Origin of the sequence: Streptomyces sp. NPDC002785 (assembly GCF_040295565.1) — a bacterium.
In the GTDB taxonomy this organism is placed as follows: Bacteria; Actinomycetota; Actinomycetes; order Streptomycetales; family Streptomycetaceae; genus Streptomyces.
The window spans coordinates 12,927-27,906 of sequence record NZ_JBEOVN010000088.1 but is presented as its reverse complement, the minus strand read 5'-3'; the positions used below and the strand labels follow the sequence as shown (position 1 = coordinate 27,906).

The 14,980-nt window shown below is 70.2% G+C and carries 16 protein-coding genes and 1 pseudogene; 11 read left to right on the top strand and 6 right to left on the bottom strand.

Going from position 1 to position 14,980, the window contains the following annotated elements; all coding sequences use genetic code 11:
* Positions 1–261, bottom strand: a 261-nt coding sequence (locus ABTZ94_RS37920; RefSeq protein ID WP_502967276.1) for a hypothetical protein, incomplete at its 3' end; no start/stop codon positions are given.
* 70 nt (positions 262–331) lie between these two features.
* Here ABTZ94_RS37920 and ABTZ94_RS21025 point away from each other — a divergent pair.
* Together ABTZ94_RS21025 and pgfA are read left to right on the top strand one after the other, a co-directional pair.
* A complete protein-coding gene (locus ABTZ94_RS21025; RefSeq protein WP_351202575.1) occupies positions 332–472 on the top strand; it encodes an SPW_0924 family protein in 141 nt (46 codons plus the stop codon).
* A 37-nt stretch (positions 473–509) separates the two neighbouring features.
* Positions 510–1,508, top strand: coding sequence for a cell envelope lipid trafficking protein PgfA (gene pgfA / locus ABTZ94_RS21020; RefSeq protein WP_351202574.1), 999 nt, complete (start codon positions 510–512; stop codon positions 1,506–1,508).
* Between the two features lie 171 nt (positions 1,509–1,679).
* Here pgfA and hrpB read toward each other — a convergent pair whose 3' ends face one another.
* Positions 1,680–4,217: an ATP-dependent helicase HrpB gene (gene hrpB, locus ABTZ94_RS21015; protein WP_351202573.1), complete on the bottom strand. Its 2,538-nt coding sequence runs from the start codon at positions 4,215–4,217 to the stop codon at positions 1,680–1,682.
* 61 nt (positions 4,218–4,278) lie between these two features.
* A complete protein-coding gene (locus ABTZ94_RS21010; RefSeq protein WP_351202572.1) occupies positions 4,279–5,091 on the bottom strand; it encodes a class I SAM-dependent methyltransferase in 813 nt (270 codons plus the stop codon).
* Between the two features lie 394 nt (positions 5,092–5,485).
* On the opposite strand from ABTZ94_RS21010, the gene rpsA reads away from it, so the two are divergent.
* Positions 5,486–6,997, top strand: coding sequence for a 30S ribosomal protein S1 (gene rpsA / locus ABTZ94_RS21005; protein ID WP_030919647.1), 1,512 nt, complete (start codon positions 5,486–5,488; stop codon positions 6,995–6,997).
* Between the two features lie 93 nt (positions 6,998–7,090).
* Here rpsA and ABTZ94_RS21000 read toward each other — a convergent pair whose 3' ends face one another.
* Entirely contained in the window at positions 7,091–8,053 is a 963-nt protein-coding gene (locus ABTZ94_RS21000) for a right-handed parallel beta-helix repeat-containing protein (protein ID WP_351202571.1), read from the bottom strand.
* Positions 8,054–8,297: 244 nt separating this feature from the next.
* On the opposite strand from ABTZ94_RS21000, the pseudogene ABTZ94_RS37915 reads away from it, so the two are divergent.
* From ABTZ94_RS37915 to ABTZ94_RS20985, 4 genes and pseudogenes are all read left to right on the top strand, one after another.
* A pseudogene (locus ABTZ94_RS37915) lies at positions 8,298–8,587 on the top strand (hypothetical protein).
* A 114-nt stretch (positions 8,588–8,701) separates the two neighbouring features.
* Positions 8,702–9,640: a PAC2 family protein gene (locus tag ABTZ94_RS20995; RefSeq protein WP_351202570.1), complete on the top strand. Its 939-nt coding sequence runs from the start codon at positions 8,702–8,704 to the stop codon at positions 9,638–9,640.
* A 38-nt stretch (positions 9,641–9,678) separates the two neighbouring features.
* A complete protein-coding gene (gene coaE / locus ABTZ94_RS20990) occupies positions 9,679–10,281 on the top strand; it encodes a dephospho-CoA kinase (RefSeq protein WP_351202569.1) in 603 nt (200 codons plus the stop codon).
* 68 nt (positions 10,282–10,349) lie between these two features.
* The gene (locus tag ABTZ94_RS20985) at positions 10,350–10,718 is read left to right on the top strand and encodes a tetratricopeptide repeat protein (protein ID WP_351202568.1); all 369 of its coding nucleotides are present in this window, start codon (positions 10,350–10,352) and stop codon (positions 10,716–10,718) included.
* 58 nt (positions 10,719–10,776) lie between these two features.
* Here ABTZ94_RS20985 and ABTZ94_RS20980 read toward each other — a convergent pair whose 3' ends face one another.
* On the bottom strand, positions 10,777–11,055 hold the full coding sequence (locus tag ABTZ94_RS20980; RefSeq protein ID WP_351202567.1) for a DUF6343 family protein: 279 nt from the start codon (positions 11,053–11,055) through the stop codon (positions 10,777–10,779).
* A gap of 77 nt (positions 11,056–11,132) precedes the next feature.
* Between ABTZ94_RS20980 and ABTZ94_RS20975 the strand changes: the two genes are divergently transcribed.
* The 4 genes from ABTZ94_RS20975 to ABTZ94_RS20960 all read left to right on the top strand — a co-directional run bounded on the left by ABTZ94_RS20975 (position 11,133) and on the right by ABTZ94_RS20960 (position 14,400).
* On the top strand, positions 11,133–12,251 hold the full coding sequence (locus ABTZ94_RS20975) for an ADP-ribosylglycohydrolase family protein (RefSeq protein ID WP_351202566.1): 1,119 nt from the start codon (positions 11,133–11,135) through the stop codon (positions 12,249–12,251).
* A 325-nt stretch (positions 12,252–12,576) separates the two neighbouring features.
* The gene (locus tag ABTZ94_RS20970; protein WP_351202565.1) at positions 12,577–13,272 is read left to right on the top strand and encodes a class I SAM-dependent methyltransferase; all 696 of its coding nucleotides are present in this window, start codon (positions 12,577–12,579) and stop codon (positions 13,270–13,272) included.
* A gap of 107 nt (positions 13,273–13,379) precedes the next feature.
* Entirely contained in the window at positions 13,380–13,826 is a 447-nt protein-coding gene (locus ABTZ94_RS20965) for a DoxX family protein (RefSeq protein ID WP_351202564.1), read from the top strand.
* 106 nt (positions 13,827–13,932) lie between these two features.
* Positions 13,933–14,400 carry a hypothetical protein gene (locus tag ABTZ94_RS20960; RefSeq protein WP_351202563.1) on the top strand — a complete coding sequence of 156 codons (468 nt, stop codon included), beginning with the start codon at positions 13,933–13,935 and terminating at the stop codon, positions 14,398–14,400.
* Positions 14,401–14,478: 78 nt separating this feature from the next.
* Here the strand turns inward: ABTZ94_RS20960 and ABTZ94_RS20955 are convergent, their stop codons facing one another.
* On the bottom strand, positions 14,479–14,826 hold the full coding sequence (locus ABTZ94_RS20955; RefSeq protein ID WP_351202562.1) for a hypothetical protein: 348 nt from the start codon (positions 14,824–14,826) through the stop codon (positions 14,479–14,481).
* Positions 14,827–14,980: the final 154 nt, after the last annotated feature.

Genomic DNA, 14,980 nt, shown 5'->3' with positions numbered 1-14,980 from the left:
CTGCGCCACCACGTGGCGCAGGGGCTGTTCCACTTCTGCTCCCTCCCGGTGCCCCGCCTTCAGGGCGGGGGTGAAGAGTGTCCTTGTCCCGGCCCTCAACCGGTCGATCAGCCGGCAGGCATGGGGGCGAACGGTCGCGATGCCGACGTACAAGACCGCCCGATGCCGCGGCGCCCCGCGCAAGGTCCCCGCCCCCGGCACCTCCCAGCCCGCTCCTTCTCCCACCCTCCCCATGTGCCGGTCGGTCTCAAGTGTTCTCATCTCGCGCCCGCATTGCTACGGTATTCAACCCTGACGGCCCATCAGATCCGTGCTCTCCGGGAGGACCGGCATGCGTGCTCTCGTCGCCGCCGCCATCGGGCTGGCCGCAGCCCTCGCGCTCGTCTTCACCATCACCACGATCGGCGCCCCACCCGGAGAGACCTCGCCCAAACCCCTGCTGACCACTGTCCCGGGCCCCAAGAGCCAGTAACCGGAAGAAGCAACGGAAGCTGAGGGAGGGCACCACCATGCGCCGCCGAGCCAGCCTCGTACTCCTGGCCTTCGCCGTCTTCTTCGCCGCCATGTCGCCACTGCTGCGCTGGTACGCCTTCCCGAGGCTGGCGAAGATCCCGCCCAGCCAGTACCAGGAGGCGGTGATGGAGGCGAAGCCCGCCACACTCCTCGACTACAACGACAATATGAAGGTCAAGCAGGTCCCCAAGGCCACGATCGTGCAGACCCTCAAGGGCAATGTGGAGGAGTCCGAGAAGATCGAGCGCAGCGCCGGCCGCGACGTCGTCGTCTGGGACTCCCTCAGCTACGTCGCCGGCCCGAACGGCAAAATGGTCTCCCAGATCCCCGAGCGCTACATCTTCGACGCCCACAGCCAGGCCCCCGTCCACGCCACCGGCGAATCGGTCGACGGCGACCCGGTCAGGCGCGAGGGCATCGAGTTCAAGTGGCCCTTCCTCACCGAAAAGCGCGACTACGAGTACTTCGACGCCCAGACCCGGACGAGCTCGCCCATCCACTACAAGGGCACCCGTACCTTCCGCGGCATGGACGTCTACTACTTCGAGCAGACCGTCCCCTGGACCAAGGTCCCGATGCCGAAGAAGATGCCCATCAAGGGCGTCACGGCGGAGCAGATCGCCAAGACGGGCATGACCCGCTGGTACACCACCAAGCGGATGTTCTGGGTCGACCCGGTCACCGGAGCGCCTGTCAACGGCGAGGAGATCCACAAGGAGGAGCTGCGCAACGCCAAGGCGATGGGCATGTCCCAGGACACCGTCACCGCGTTCGCCGGGCATGTGAAGATGCGCGAGGACTACATCGATTCGACCGTTGCCCTGGTCAAATCCCAGCGCGTGCTGATCCTGCTGCTCACCTCGTACCTGCCTCGGGGATTCGTCGTCCTCGCCGCCGGACTGCTCGCGCTCGCGCTGTGGCTGGAGGCGCGCTCCCGGCGCCCGGGGGAGTCGGAGTCCACCCGGCAGGAGGAAGCGGAACCCGCCGCCGCCTGACCGCGCCCCAGCGGGCACACCCAAGGGCGGGCCCGAGCCGACGGCCGGCGACGAGCCGGCGGACCGGTTCGAGACCGGCCTCCCGCTCTCCTGGTGGCAGGAGGCCGCGAGGCTCGAACCCGACCGGGTACCCGCGCCGGACCGGGGTGTTCTGCGTCGACTTCCCGGCGTTCACTGCTTCCCGAGTCGCGCCTTCGTGAACCGGGTCGCCTCCACCATTGTGGGGTCCTCCGGCCACGGATGCTTCGGATAGCGACCGCGCAGTTCCGCCCGCACGGCCCGGTAGCCGTCCCGCCAGAACGACGCCAGATCCGCGGTGACGGCCGCGGGACGGCCGGCGGGGGAGAGGAGATGGACCAGGACCGGCACCCCGGCCACCCTCGGGGTCCCCTGCAGGCCGAACAGCTCCTGGAGCTTCACCGCGAGTACGGGCTGCGCCCCGCCGTACTCCACTCTGATACGGGAGCCGCTCGGCACCTCGATCCGCTCCGGCGCCAGCTCGTCCAGGCGGGCCGCCTCACCGGTCGCCCACGGCAGCAGCCGCCGCAACGCCTGCCCGGCGTCGATCCGCGCCAGATCGGAGCGCCGGCGGGCCCGTGACAGCTCGGGCTCCAGCCACTCTTCGGTACGGTCCAGCAGCGCACCGTCCGACACATCCGGCCAGGGCGCACCCAACGTCCGGTGCAGAAAGGCGAGCCGCTCCCACAGCTGCCCGGTCTCACGCGTCCAGCGCAGCAGCCCGAGCCCTTCGCGACGCAGGCCCTCGACCAGCGCCTCGCGCACCAGCTCGGGCGCGGGCTCCTTCAGCGGGCGCACCGACAGCTCGACGGCACCCAGCCGCTCCACCCGGCGCGCCACCACATCGCCGCCGGCCCAGCGAACCTCCTCGCCCGAGAACCGCAGATGCCCGGCGGCCGTCCGCGCCGTGCCCTCGTCGATGACCGCGGCGAGCCGCACCCGCGCGGACGGCGCGTGCGCGGGCCGGTCGGCGACCGCGACCGCCAGCCACGGCGCACTGCGCAGCCCCGACCCGTCCCGCAGCTTTGCCCCCGTACCCGACGCCATCAGGAACGCCCCCTCGCCCCGGGCCCGCGCCACCCGCTCCGGGAACGCCAGCGCGGCCACCAGACCGACGGCACCGTCGTCCGGACCGGAACCCCCACCCACATCCTTGACCGACGAGGACAGCCGCCGGACCTCCTGCCGCCAACGCGCCGCATAGCCGTCCCCGCCCCGCCGGGCGGTACGCAGCGCGGCCGCCAGATCGTCCCCGTACTCCCGCGGCGGCTCCTCGCTCAGCAGCGCCACCACCTCGGCCGCCCGGCGCCCGCCCACCTCGTCGGCGCCGTCCAGCAGGGCCCGTGCCAGGCGCGGGTGGAGGCCCAGCCGGGACATCCGTACGCCCCGGTCGGTCACCCGCCCGCCGGCGTCCACGGCGCCGACCGCCGTCAGCACTTCGCGGGCCGCGCTCATCGCACCCGCGGGCGGCGCATCGAGCAACGCCAGCCCCGACGCGTCCGGATCGCCCCAGCACGCTGCCTGCAACGCGAACGCCGCCAGATCCGCGACCTTGATCTCCGGGGACGGGAACCGCGCCAGCCGCCCGTGCTCCGCCTGCTCCCAGCACCGGTACACCGCCCCCGGCGCCTCACGCCCGGCCCGGCCCGCCCGCTGTCTGCCCGCCGCCTGCGACGCCCGTACCGTCGTCAGCGCGCTCAGCCCCCGCGCGTGATCGGTACGCGGCTCCCTGGCCAGCCCCGAGTCGACCACGACGCGCACACCGGGCACCGTCAGGGACGACTCCGCCACCGACGTCGCCAGCACCACCCGCCGGCTGTCGGACGACCCGGCCAGCACCGCTTCCTGTACCGCCGCCGGAGCCCGCCCGTGGACCTGGAGCACCTCGGCGTCCACCCCTGTCAGCTGCCCCGCCACCCGCCCGATCTCGCCGACGCCGGGCAGGAAACACAGCACATCGCCGTCCCGTTCGGCGAGCGCCCGGCGCACCGTCGAGGCGACATGGGTCAGCAGCGCCGGGTCGACCCTTCCCCAAGCTCTCGGCTGCGCTCGAGCAGGGGATACCCCATTCCCGTGCGGAGGTCGTACCGGTCCGGCGGGCGGTGCCCAGACCACCTCCACCGGATGCGAAACACCCTGCGCCTCCACCACCGGGGCATCGCCCAGCAGCCGTGCCCAGCCTTCCGCGTCCGTCGTCGCGGACGCGGCGACCAGCCGCAGATCGGGCCGGATCGCTTCCCGCACGTCAAGAAGGAACGCGGCGACCGTGTCCGCGTCCAGATGCCGCTCATGGCATTCGTCGATGATCACCGCATCGACCCCGGCCAGCTCCTGGTCGCGCTGCAGCCGCTGGAGCAGCACCCCGGTGGTCACCACCTCCACCACGGTGTCGCGCCCCACCACCCGCTCCCCGCGGACCGTGAAACCCACCCGCCCGCCGGCCTGCTCACCGACGAGCCACGCCATCCGCCGCGCCGCCGCCCGTGCCGCGAGCCGCCGCGGCTCGGCGACCACCACCCTGCGCACCGGGCCGCCCCCGACCAGACCGGCCAGGACCAGCGGTACAAGGGTCGTCTTGCCGGTGCCGGGCGGCGCGCACAGCACCGCGACACCGCGGTCGTCGAGCGCCCGCTCCAGGGCGGGTACAGCGGTGCGTACGGGCAACTGGTCCAGGGCGTCGGTACGGATCACGCCCCCAGTCTCGTACGAGGCACAGCGGCTTCCGTACCCCGGGACGGGTCCCGCCCCCGTATCAATCCCGTACGCAGACGAAGATCGCCGTCCCCGGGATCAGATTCCCGCGCAACGGGGACCAGCCGCCCCACTCCTGGTTGTTCCAGGCGGGCCACTCCGGTTCTACGAGATCGACCAGCCGGAATCCGCCGGCCACCACGTCCCGCACCCGGTCGCCCAGCGTCCGGTGGTGCTCGACGTACACGGCGTTGCCCTGTTCGTCCTGCTCGACATAGGGAGTGCGGTCGAAGTACGAGGCCGAGACCGAGAGTCCTTCGGGCCCCGGCTCGTCCGGGAACGCCCAGCGGACCGGATGCGTCACCGAGAAGACCCAGCGGCCTTTGGGGCGCAGCACCCGGTGCACCTCGCGGAACACCTGCACGGGGTCGGCGACGAACGGCACCGCGCCATAGGCGGAGCACGCCAGGTCGAAGGAGCCGTCTTGGAACGGCAGCGCCCCGGCGTCCGCCTCCACCAGGGGGACCTCGTTGCCGATCCGCAGCGCGTGCTGCAGCTGCCGGTGCGAGAGGTCCAGGGCCACCGGACGGGCGCCCCTGGCGGCCAGCCAGCGCGAGCACTGCGCCGCGCCCGCACCGATCTCCAGGATGTCCAGGCCCTTCAGCGACTCGGTGGGGCCGAGCAGGCAGGCCTCGGCCTCGTCGAGCCCTTCCGGACCCCAGACGAAACGGTCGTCGCCGAGGAAGGCGCCGTGGTCGCTCTGGTACTCGTCGGCGTTCCGGTCCCACCAGCCGCGACTGGCCCGGCTGCTCTCGGCCTCCGACGCGCTGCGGCGAGTCGCTTCGGGTTCGGCCGTGTAGATCTCTTGGCTCATCGTGTCCGTCGTTGTAGTTTGCCTTCACCCGCCGCACGCGGTAAGCGCCCAGGGGCACCTGTGAGTACGGCCGTACCCACAGATTGTCTCCCGGGCCGATGTGGCCTCGGAGAACACGAATTGTGCCGGATATGGGCTGTTGTGCCCCCGGTGTAGGGCTTCGCGCATTGACCGTGCCCGGCTGCCCCCGTATGCTACAAGTTGCGCTGCGAGCCTGCGCGCCTCAGACCTAGCAGGCCGCGCTCGCGTCTGTTGCATGTCCCCTCGGTTCACGAGGTGCCTCCCGTTCCGCGGGTCGGGCGCTTCCCGGGCTGTCCGGCTTCTGCAGAGGCGATACGGGCTCTCGGCGTAGCAGTACCTACGACTCACTGTCCGTACCGGAGCCCTTTCCCACATGACGAGCAGCACCGAGACCACCGCCACCACTCCGCAGGTTGCGGTCAACGACATCGGCGACGCGGACGCGTTCCTCGCGGCGATCGACGAGACGATCAAGTACTTCAACGACGGCGACATCGTTGACGGTGTCATCGTCAAGGTTGACCGGGACGAGGTTCTCCTCGACATCGGTTACAAGACCGAAGGTGTCATCCCGAGCCGCGAGCTCTCGATCAAGCACGACGTCGACCCGAACGAGGTCGTCAAGGTCGGCGACGAGATCGAGGCCCTGGTTCTCCAGAAGGAGGACAAGGAAGGCCGCCTGATCCTCTCGAAGAAGCGCGCTCAGTACGAGCGTGCCTGGGGCACCATCGAGAAGATCAAGGAAGAAGACGGCATCGTCACCGGTACCGTCATCGAGGTCGTCAAGGGTGGTCTCATCCTCGACATCGGCCTCCGCGGCTTCCTCCCGGCGTCGCTCGTCGAGATGCGTCGTGTCCGCGACCTCCAGCCCTACGTGGGCAAGGAGCTCGAGGCCAAGATCATCGAGCTGGACAAGAACCGCAACAACGTGGTCCTGTCCCGCCGTGCCTGGCTCGAGCAGACCCAGAGCGAGGTCCGTCAGACCTTCCTCACGACCCTGCAGAAGGGTCAGGTCCGCTCCGGCGTCGTCTCCTCGATCGTCAACTTCGGTGCCTTCGTGGACCTCGGTGGCGTCGACGGTCTCGTGCACGTCTCCGAGCTGTCCTGGAAGCACATCGACCACCCCTCCGAGGTTGTCGAGGTCGGCCAGGAAGTCACCGTCGAGGTTCTCGACGTCGACATGGACCGCGAGCGCGTCTCGCTGTCGCTCAAGGCGACGCAGGAAGACCCGTGGCAGCAGTTCGCCCGCACGCACCAGATCGGGCAGGTCGTTCCCGGTAAGGTCACCAAGCTCGTTCCGTTCGGTGCGTTCGTGCGCGTCGACGAGGGCATCGAGGGTCTGGTCCACATCTCCGAGCTGGCCGAGCGCCACGTGGAGATCCCGGAGCAGGTCGTCCAGGTCAACGACGAGATCTTCGTCAAGGTCATCGACATCGACCTCGAGCGCCGCCGCATCAGCCTCTCGCTGAAGCAGGCCAACGAGTCCTTCGGTGCCGACCCGGCCTCGGTCGAGTTCGACCCGACCCTGTACGGCATGGCCGCGTCCTACGACGACCAGGGCAACTACATCTACCCCGAGGGCTTCGACCCCGAGACCAACGACTGGCTCGAGGGCTACGAGACCCAGCGCGAGGCGTGGGAGACGCAGTACGCCGAGGCGCAGCAGCGCTTCGAGCAGCACCAGGCCCAGGTCATCAAGTCCCGCGAGGCCGACGAGGCCGCTGCTGCCGAGGGCGCTGCCGCCCCGGCCGGTGGCGCCCCGGCTGCCTCCGGTGGCACCGGTGGCGGCTCGTACTCCTCGGAGTCCGCGGACAACTCCGGCGCCCTGGCGTCGGACGAGGCCCTGGCTGCCCTGCGCGAGAAGCTGGCGGGCGGCCAGAGCTGACGCTCTGCCCCTCCGGCCGGTGATCGGCTGCAGTAGCTGAAAGTGAGGCCCGCTCCCTTTGGGGAGCGGGCCTCACTCGTATCTGCGGCGTGGTTACGGCGTGACGGCGATGTTGGTCAGGCCCTTGCCGCCGGTCATCGTGTTGCTGCTGTAGACGGTGGCCGGACAGCTCGCGCTGTAGTTGGTCACGTTGAACGCGACCTGCTTGTCACCCGCGGAGCCGGTCAGGTCCGAGGTGTTGTTGCGGAATACGGCGCCGCAGCCCCAGCCGCTCTGCTGGGTGTGGGTCTCGTAGCCGTTGTTGTTCGTACGGGAGCCCTTGTTGCCCTCGACCAGGACGTCGTTGCCCTTCACGTCGACCCAGGAGTCGTCGTAGTTGGCGCTGGTCAGCCCGCTGCCGTCGAAGGTATTGCCGATGATCTGCGCCCCGGTCGTGCCCTCCTTGATGTCGACGTTCTCGCCGCCGACCCCCGGTCCTATCGTGTTGTTCAGGATCTGGACCCGGTCGCTCCTGTCGGAGAGATCGCCCGCCGTGCCGACATAGACGCCCTCGCCCATGCCGCGGCCGTCGTGCCCGGTGTCGTAGATCCGCGAGTTCTTGATGACGCCGTTCTTGCTGGACTTGCGGAAGTGGATGCCCTCCATGTCCAGATCGTGCACGGTCACCGAATCGATCACGACCCCGGTGGCGGCGTCGGCCATGATGCCTTTCTGGCCGCCGGTGACGGTGATGCCCTGGACGGTCCAGTAGGAGGCGCCGTTGAGGTGCAGCCCGTAGCCGCCGCCGGCCGTGAGGACTGCCTTGGCGGAGCCGGTGAGGGTGATCCGGGCGGAAGCGGTGCCGGGGACGGCCGTCTTGAAGTTGCCGGTGTAGGTGCCGTCGGTGAGGTGGATGGTGTCGCCGGGGGCCGCGGCGGTGAGGGCGGACTTGAGCTGGGCGGCGGTGCTCACATCGATGACCGTCGCCGCGTCCGCGGTGGGGGCGGAGGCGAGGGCGAGGCCGCCGGTGGCGAGCGCGCTGGCCAGCAGAGCGGGGAGCAGCGTGCGGGTGCGCATGGGGGTGCCTTCCCGTCGAAGGAGTTCGAGAGTTCTCGTACGTGAACGTGGGGCGAGTCTCTGAACTTGCTGCCCAGCGACGGTAGGCGTGAGGTGTGGTCATGTCAAGGTCTGGACCATTGTTCGTGGTGGCGTCGAGCGAGGTGAACGGAGAGAAACGTGTGGGATGCACGAGTAACTGACGGCTCGTAGTACACCCTTGCCAGGATCCCGGCAACCTCAACTTCCGAAGCGGGGCCTGGACATGACGCACACTTCGCGCAACTCGCCTGTGGTGCCGGGCGCGAGCCGCCGCACGTTTCTGCGCAACGGAGGGATCACAGGTGGTGCGGCCGCGATGTTCGCGACCATGGGCGGGCCTCGGGCCTCGCCCCCCCCACAGCTCAGGCGGCAAGCCGTGAATCCGCCTTTCACGCGCCCGGCAAGGGCGATTTCGCCGGTGACTGCCTGAGCTACGTGGACGCCTGGCAGCACGGGGCGTTCACGTCCGCGCGGAAGATGGTGACGGCGTTGCACACCCGCGTTCTCGTATGACGGTGACAGTCGGTCCAAGTTCTGGCATGAAACGCCGGGTGAGGGGGCACGGTCCGGGAATGCCCGTGCCGCGCCGGGCGTTCCTCTCCAAGAACACGAGGAGGAGCGGTAACCGTGCCTGATCCGCAGAGTTTGTACGAATGGGAGCCGAAGGGACTGGCCGTCGTCGACATGGCGCTCGCCCAGGAGTCGGCCGGCCTGGTCATGCTCTACCACTTCGACGGATACATCGACGCGGGTGAGACCGGTGAGCAGATCGTCGACGGTCTGCTCGAAACGCTGCCGCACCAGGTCGTCGCCAGCTTCGACCACGACCGGCTCGTCGACTACCGCGCACGGCGCCCGCTGCTGACCTTCCGGCGCGACCGCTGGGCCGCGTACGAGACCCCGACGCTCGACGTACGGGTCGTCCAGGACGCCACCGGCGCGCCCTTTCTGCTGCTTTCCGGGCCCGAGCCGGACGTGGAGTGGGAGCGCTTCGCCGCCGCTGTCGAGCAGATCGTCGAGCGCCTCGGTGTCCGCCTCGCGGTGAACTTCCACGGCATCCCGATGGGCGTCCCGCACACCCGCCCCGTCGGCATCACCCCGCACGGCAACCGCACGGACCTCATGCCCGGCCACCGCAGTCCGTTCGACGAGGCGCAGGTGCCCGGATCCGCCGAGGCACTGGTGGAGTACCGGCTGATGGAGGCCGGACACGACGTCCTTGGTGTCGCCGCCCATGTGCCGCACTACGTCGCCCGCTCCGCCTACCCCGACTCGGCGCTCACCGCCCTGGAGTCGATCACGGCCGCGACCGGCCTGGTCCTGCCGACGATCGCCCATGCGCTGCGCACGGAGGCCCACCGCACCCAGACGGAGATCGCCCGGCAGATCGACCAGGGCGACGAGGAGCTCGTTTCGCTCGTGGAGGGCCTTGAGCACCAGTACGACGCGGTCGCGGGCTCCGAGACCCGGGGCAATCTGGTCGCCGAGCCGGTCGACCTGCCGTCCGCCGACGAGATCGGTCTCGAATTCGAGCGGTTCCTCGCGGAGCGCGAGGGGGACGCCTGACCGGCCGCCCCGGTCACCCTCGTACTAGGCTGCCCGGCATGCTGAAGGTGGGCCTGACCGGCGGGATCGGCGCCGGCAAAAGTGAAGTGTCACGGCTGCTCGTGGGATACGGAGCCGTGCTGATCGACGCGGACCGCATCGCCCGGGAGGTCGTCGAGCCGGGGACCCCCGGGCTCGCGGCCGTCGTCGACGCGTTCGGTGCCGGCATCCTCACTACCGAAGGCACCCTGGACCGGCCGAAGCTCGGCTCGATCGTCTTCTCCGACGCCGACCGGCTCGCCACCCTCAACGCGATCGTCCACCCGCTGGTCGGCGCCCGTTCCGCCGAGCTGGAGCGGGCCGTGGGCCCCGACTCGGTCGTCGTCCATGACGTCCCCCTCCTCGCCGAGAACGGCCTCGCCCCGCTGTACGACCTGGTGGTCGTCGTGGACGCCAGTCCCGAGACCCAGCTCGACCGGCTGGTACGGCTGCGCGGCATGACCGAGTCCGAAGCCCGCGCCCGCATGGACGCGCAGGCCACCCGGGAGCAGCGGCGTGCCGTGGCTGATCTGATCGTCGACAACGACGGACCGCTGGAGGAACTGGAGCCGCAGGTCCGCAAGGTCTGGTCGGAGCTGACTCAGCGGGCCGCGGCCGGCTGATTTCCGTACCGGAATACCGGACACCGGCCGGACATTGAGAACCCGGTAGCGAAGGGAAGGATGCGATCGTGCCCGAGAGGACCCCGGAAACCAACATCATCGACTTCCGCGCGGCCGAACACCTGTTGGCGGCGCGCGACCCCCGGGGCGCGGTCAAGCTCCTGGACTCGGTGATCGCATCCCATCCGGAGAACACGGCCGCCCGGCTGCTGCGGGCCCGTGCCTTCTTCGCCGCCGCCCAACTGCGTCCTGCCGAGCTCGAATTCGAACTCGTCCTGGAGCGCGAACCGGACAATGCCTTCGCGCACTTCGCGCTCGCCCGCACCTTCGAGCGCTCCGGCCGCTTCGACCGGGCCGCCCGCCACTTCAGGCTGGCCGCCGCACTCGACCCGAAGCCGGAGTACCTGAAGGCGGCCCGCTTCCGCACGGAGGACTGACGCCCACCGCCGGGCCCGGGCGTGCACCGGAGCCTGTCCCGGCCTCGGCGCGTCTGCGTCAGTGCCCGTACCTGCCGCGTCCGCCGTGGTCGGGTTCGTACGGCGGGATATTGCGGCCAGGCTGGTAGTGCGGGCCCTGGTGGATGTGATGGATGATCACCGCGATGTCGACGAGGACCAGCAGGAGCAGCAGACCGCAGGCCGCGGCCCAGCCCGGGCGGTCGGTCAGCGTGAAGACCGTCAGGCCGAAGACGGCCCAGGCCAGCCCCCATAGACTCAGGCAGAGCCGCAGCCGCAGAGGACTGCGGGCAGTCGTCGGTTCATTACCGGTACGCATGGCGATCGCCTCTCCTACCAGGATGGACCCGCGGCGGCGTTTTGCGACTTGTCGACGTCGGATTGAGGGGATCGTGCGTGAACGGCACATCGTGGGGGGACCGTACCGGCCGCAGGTCGAGGGTCCGGGGCTGTCTGCTTGGCGGGGCGATCGGAGACGCCCTGGGCAACCCGGTGGAGTTCCTCTCGCTCGCAGGTATCCGCCGCGCGCACGGTGAGCAAGGCGTACAGGGACTTCTCGCGGACGACGAGGGGGTCGTCGGACGTGTCACGGACGATACGCAGATGACCCTGTTCACGGCCGAAGGGCTGATCAGGGCCCATTCCCGGACGATGTCGAAGGGCATCGGCGGCGCCGAGATCGGGATCGTGCGGAACGCCTATCTGCGCTGGCTGGACACCCAGAACCACCCCGCTCCGCCGGCCCGCGGCGGCGACAACCCGGCACGGACCGGCTGGCTCAGGCAGCAGCCCTGGCTGTACGCGCGCAGGGCCCCCGGCAACGCCTGTCTGACGGGGCTCGCGACCGGTCATGTCCCCGAACCGACAGGACGGCTCGGCGAGCCCGGCCCCGTCAACACCGGGTCCAAGGGGTGCGGCACGGTGATGCGGTCCGCCCCCTTCGGACTGGTGGGCGAAGACGCCGAGGTGGTCTTCCGGCTCGCCTACTGGTGCGCGCAGATCACCCACGGCCACCCGACCGGTGCGTATGCGGCCGGGGCGTTCGCCGCGATCGTCGCCCATCTCCTGGAGGGTGACTCGATGGCGGGCGCGGTGCTGCGGGCCATGGAGCTGCTGGGCCGCCACCCGGGGCACGAGGAGACGACGAAGGCGCTGCGCGCGGCCGTCGACCTGGCCGCCGAGGGCGAGCCGAGCGCCGAGAAGGTGGAGACGCTGGGCGCGGGCTGGGTCGCCGAGGAGGCCCTTGCCATCGCCGTGTACTGCGTCCTGGTGCTGCCGGGTGCAGATCAGGTGGCCCAGTCGCTGCTGCTCTCGGTCAACCACTCGGGCGACAGCGACTCCACCGGTGCGGTCTGCGGCAATCTGCTCGGCGCGCGCCACGGGGATGTACACCTTCCGCCGTCCTGGCTGGTGGCGACCGAAGGGCGGGCGGTGATCACCGAGGTGGCCGACGATCTGTGCGTGGAGTTCGAGCACGCGGTCGTGTGGCCGGCCGACCGCTACCCGGTGTACTGACGGTTCGGCCATTACGGCTTCGGTGCCGACAATCGGTCAGTACACGGCCCCGCAGGCCTGTGCGCACTGATCGACGAAGCGACCCGCGCGGCCGCGGTTCCCGTCACGGCCGCGGCAAAGACCGCCGAACCGGAGGCGGTTTCGGCCGCCCTGTCGCATCTGCCGCACCGACCGGCTGACCGGTCTCCCCCGGCCCGCCCGGCCGATCTCCAGCACATCAGCGCGGCCCTGGTCGCCCGCCGGCCGTTGCGACAGGGGTAGTTGTGTGCGGGGGTGGGGGCGGCGTGGCAGGAACGTCCGCCAACGGCCGTTCGTTCAGCTGCACATGAGTGAACGACTGGTGCGTGAGGGTTATTCAGGTACGGGCCCCGGCGCGATCACGCCGGACGGCTGTGCGGTCGAGCTGTACAGGCGACTGTCCGTCGGCGATGAACCGGAGGTGATCGCGGCGGCCGTGCCCGCCGGGGCGAGCATTCTGGAGCTGGGCTGCGGGGCGGGCCGGGTGACCCATCCGCTGATCGAGCGAGGCTTCGACGTCACCGCCGTCGACGAGTCGGCACAGATGCTGGAGCACGTACGGGGCGCCCGCACCGTGCAGAGCCCCATCGAGTCGCTGGACCTGGGCGACGAGAGGTTCGACGTGGTGATGCTGGCGTCGTTCCTGGTGCACACGAGCGAGGACCGGGTGCGTGCGGGGATGCTGCGGGCCTGCCGGAAACATGTCAAGGACGGCGGAGTCGTACTCATCCAGCGCGAGGGCCCCGACTACCACACCGATCTGCCGCGGGAGCGGGTCGATCCGGGCGGTTTCACCGTGCGGATCGTCTCCTCGGAGCCCGTGGGGGACGGGGTGGACTCGGTGCATGCCGAGTACCTCTTCGACGATGCGCGATGGTCCCACACGTTCCTGTCGCGGGCGCTGTCGAAGGAGGAGTTCGAGAAGCACCTGGAGGCGGCCGGTCTGACCGTCGACCGGTATCTCACGGATGACGGGACATGGGTGCGGGCCGTGCCCGAGTAGCCTCGCATGGAACAGATCCGCGGTCCGGGAAGCGATGAGTTCCGGACCGTGGACGGGTCTACCTCTTCGTGAGCAACGCCGTGCGAAGCCTTACCGAGGAGACCCGGATGTCCGAATCCATGCTGTCCCGTAGCGCCTCCCCCGCCGCCCCTGCTGACGCAGTAGCCGGTGGCCGCAGCCGCGGTGCCGTCGCGCTGACCGCCGCACGGGTGGTACTCGCCCTGTTCTTCGGGTTCAGTGCGTTCGCCAAGCTCATTGCCAATGAGACGGCGATCGAGTCCTTCGAGCGGATGGGCTGGAACCAGGCCGCGATGTACACCATCGGTGGTCTGGAGATGGCGGGCGCCGTCGCCCTGCTGATCCCGCTCCTGGCCGGAGTGGCGGCCATGGCCTTCTGCGGACTGATGGCCGGTGCCTCCATCGTTCAACTGACGCTGCTCGACCGGGTGAACGCGATCATGCCCGCGCTGCTCATCGTGCTGCTCGTCCTGATCGCCCGGGAGCGGCGGGAGCGGACGGCGGATCTGCTCGCGCTGGTCCGCAGGCGCGCATAACGGCATGCACCGGTTCTCGTTCCGGTTGACGACCCGGCACCGGACGGCATCCGCGGATGTTGCCCGGTGCCGGGCCGTCGGCAGATACGGTGGTGGCCGACGGTGTGTGTACGCAACGGTCGAAGGGGGCCAGGTGGAGGCCGAGTTGGTGGCATTGGCGGCGTCGGGGGCAACGGCGCTCGTACAGCACATGGTGGCCGATTCCTGGGGGCAGGCACGCCAACGGCTGGTGGCGTTCTTCGCGCGGGGCGCGGCGACGCCCGAGGAAGAGGCGGAACTGGCCGGGGAGTTGGAGGCATCGCGCGACGAGCTGACCGCCGCGCGGGACGGAGGTGACGACGCACTGATCGGGGATGTCGAAGCCGAGTGGCGCGCACGGCTGCGCCGCAGGCTTGCCGCGGACCCTCAGGCGGCGGCCGAACTCCGGTCCATTCTCGACGAGTTGCCGTCTCCTCCGGGTGAGCGTGGGCGCGCCGGCCAGGTGCACAACACGATCAGTGGGACGCCCAGGATCGGCGGCCCGGTGATCCAGGCCGCCGAGATCGGCTCCATCCACTTCGGTACCGAGCGCTAGGACTTGGGCCGACCGGCCCATGGACCGGGCGAGACTCCACGGACACCGCCCGGGTGCTCCCGGCCCGGCGCGCGCCGGTCAGTGGACCGTGCTGAAGCTGCGCCACGGGAGGGCGTCGGCCCCGTTGACGTCGTTGAACGTGGTCGCGAGGTACGTCGTACCCGGACCAGTGCAGTCGGGTGTGTGGTACAGGATGATGTCGATCAGGGTGCCGTTGCTCACTTCCTTGGCGCCCGCGGGAGCGAGCCGGTGGCAGCCCCTGACCGACGGGCTGTTCACCCTGATCACGGCGTCCCGCTCGGTCGTATAGGTGACCGGCCCGACCGCGGTCCGGCCGAGGCCGGAGCAGCCCGCGACGGTGAGGGTCAGGAGCACGGTCCCGGCTGCGACGCCGAGACGGCGACGTCGGTGATCGATCACGGGCATGGGCGGGTCCTCGTCTGTCTCGTCCGGCTCATCCGTCAGCACTGCGTACGCCGCGGATAACGTGCTGACGCTGGTCACCTTGCCTACTCCCGGGCGACTCGGCATCCGGTGCGCGGCCGGGCGGGCGACAGCCGCGCCGGGAGGGACCCGACCC

Bases quoted from the DNA above. Each gene is read 5' to 3' on its own strand.
- coaE (WP_351202569.1), top strand. From the start codon at position 9,679: ATGCTGAAGGTGGGCCTGACCGGCGGGATCGGCGCCGGCAAAAGTGAA.
- ABTZ94_RS21000 (WP_351202571.1), bottom strand. From the start codon at position 8,053: ATGCGCACCCGCACGCTGCTCCCCGCTCTGCTGGCCAGCGCGCTCGCC.
- pgfA (WP_351202574.1), top strand. From the start codon at position 510: ATGCGCCGCCGAGCCAGCCTCGTACTCCTGGCCTTCGCCGTCTTCTTC.
- ABTZ94_RS21025 (WP_351202575.1), top strand. From the start codon at position 332: ATGCGTGCTCTCGTCGCCGCCGCCATCGGGCTGGCCGCAGCCCTCGCG.
- ABTZ94_RS20970 (WP_351202565.1), top strand. From the start codon at position 12,577: ATGAGTGAACGACTGGTGCGTGAGGGTTATTCAGGTACGGGCCCCGGC.
- ABTZ94_RS20955 (WP_351202562.1), bottom strand. From the start codon at position 14,826: ATGCCCGTGATCGATCACCGACGTCGCCGTCTCGGCGTCGCAGCCGGG.
- rpsA (WP_030919647.1), top strand. From the start codon at position 5,486: ATGACGAGCAGCACCGAGACCACCGCCACCACTCCGCAGGTTGCGGTC.
- ABTZ94_RS20980 (WP_351202567.1), bottom strand. From the start codon at position 11,055: ATGCGTACCGGTAATGAACCGACGACTGCCCGCAGTCCTCTGCGGCTG.
- ABTZ94_RS21010 (WP_351202572.1), bottom strand. From the start codon at position 5,091: ATGAGCCAAGAGATCTACACGGCCGAACCCGAAGCGACTCGCCGCAGC.
- ABTZ94_RS20965 (WP_351202564.1), top strand. From the start codon at position 13,380: ATGTCCGAATCCATGCTGTCCCGTAGCGCCTCCCCCGCCGCCCCTGCT.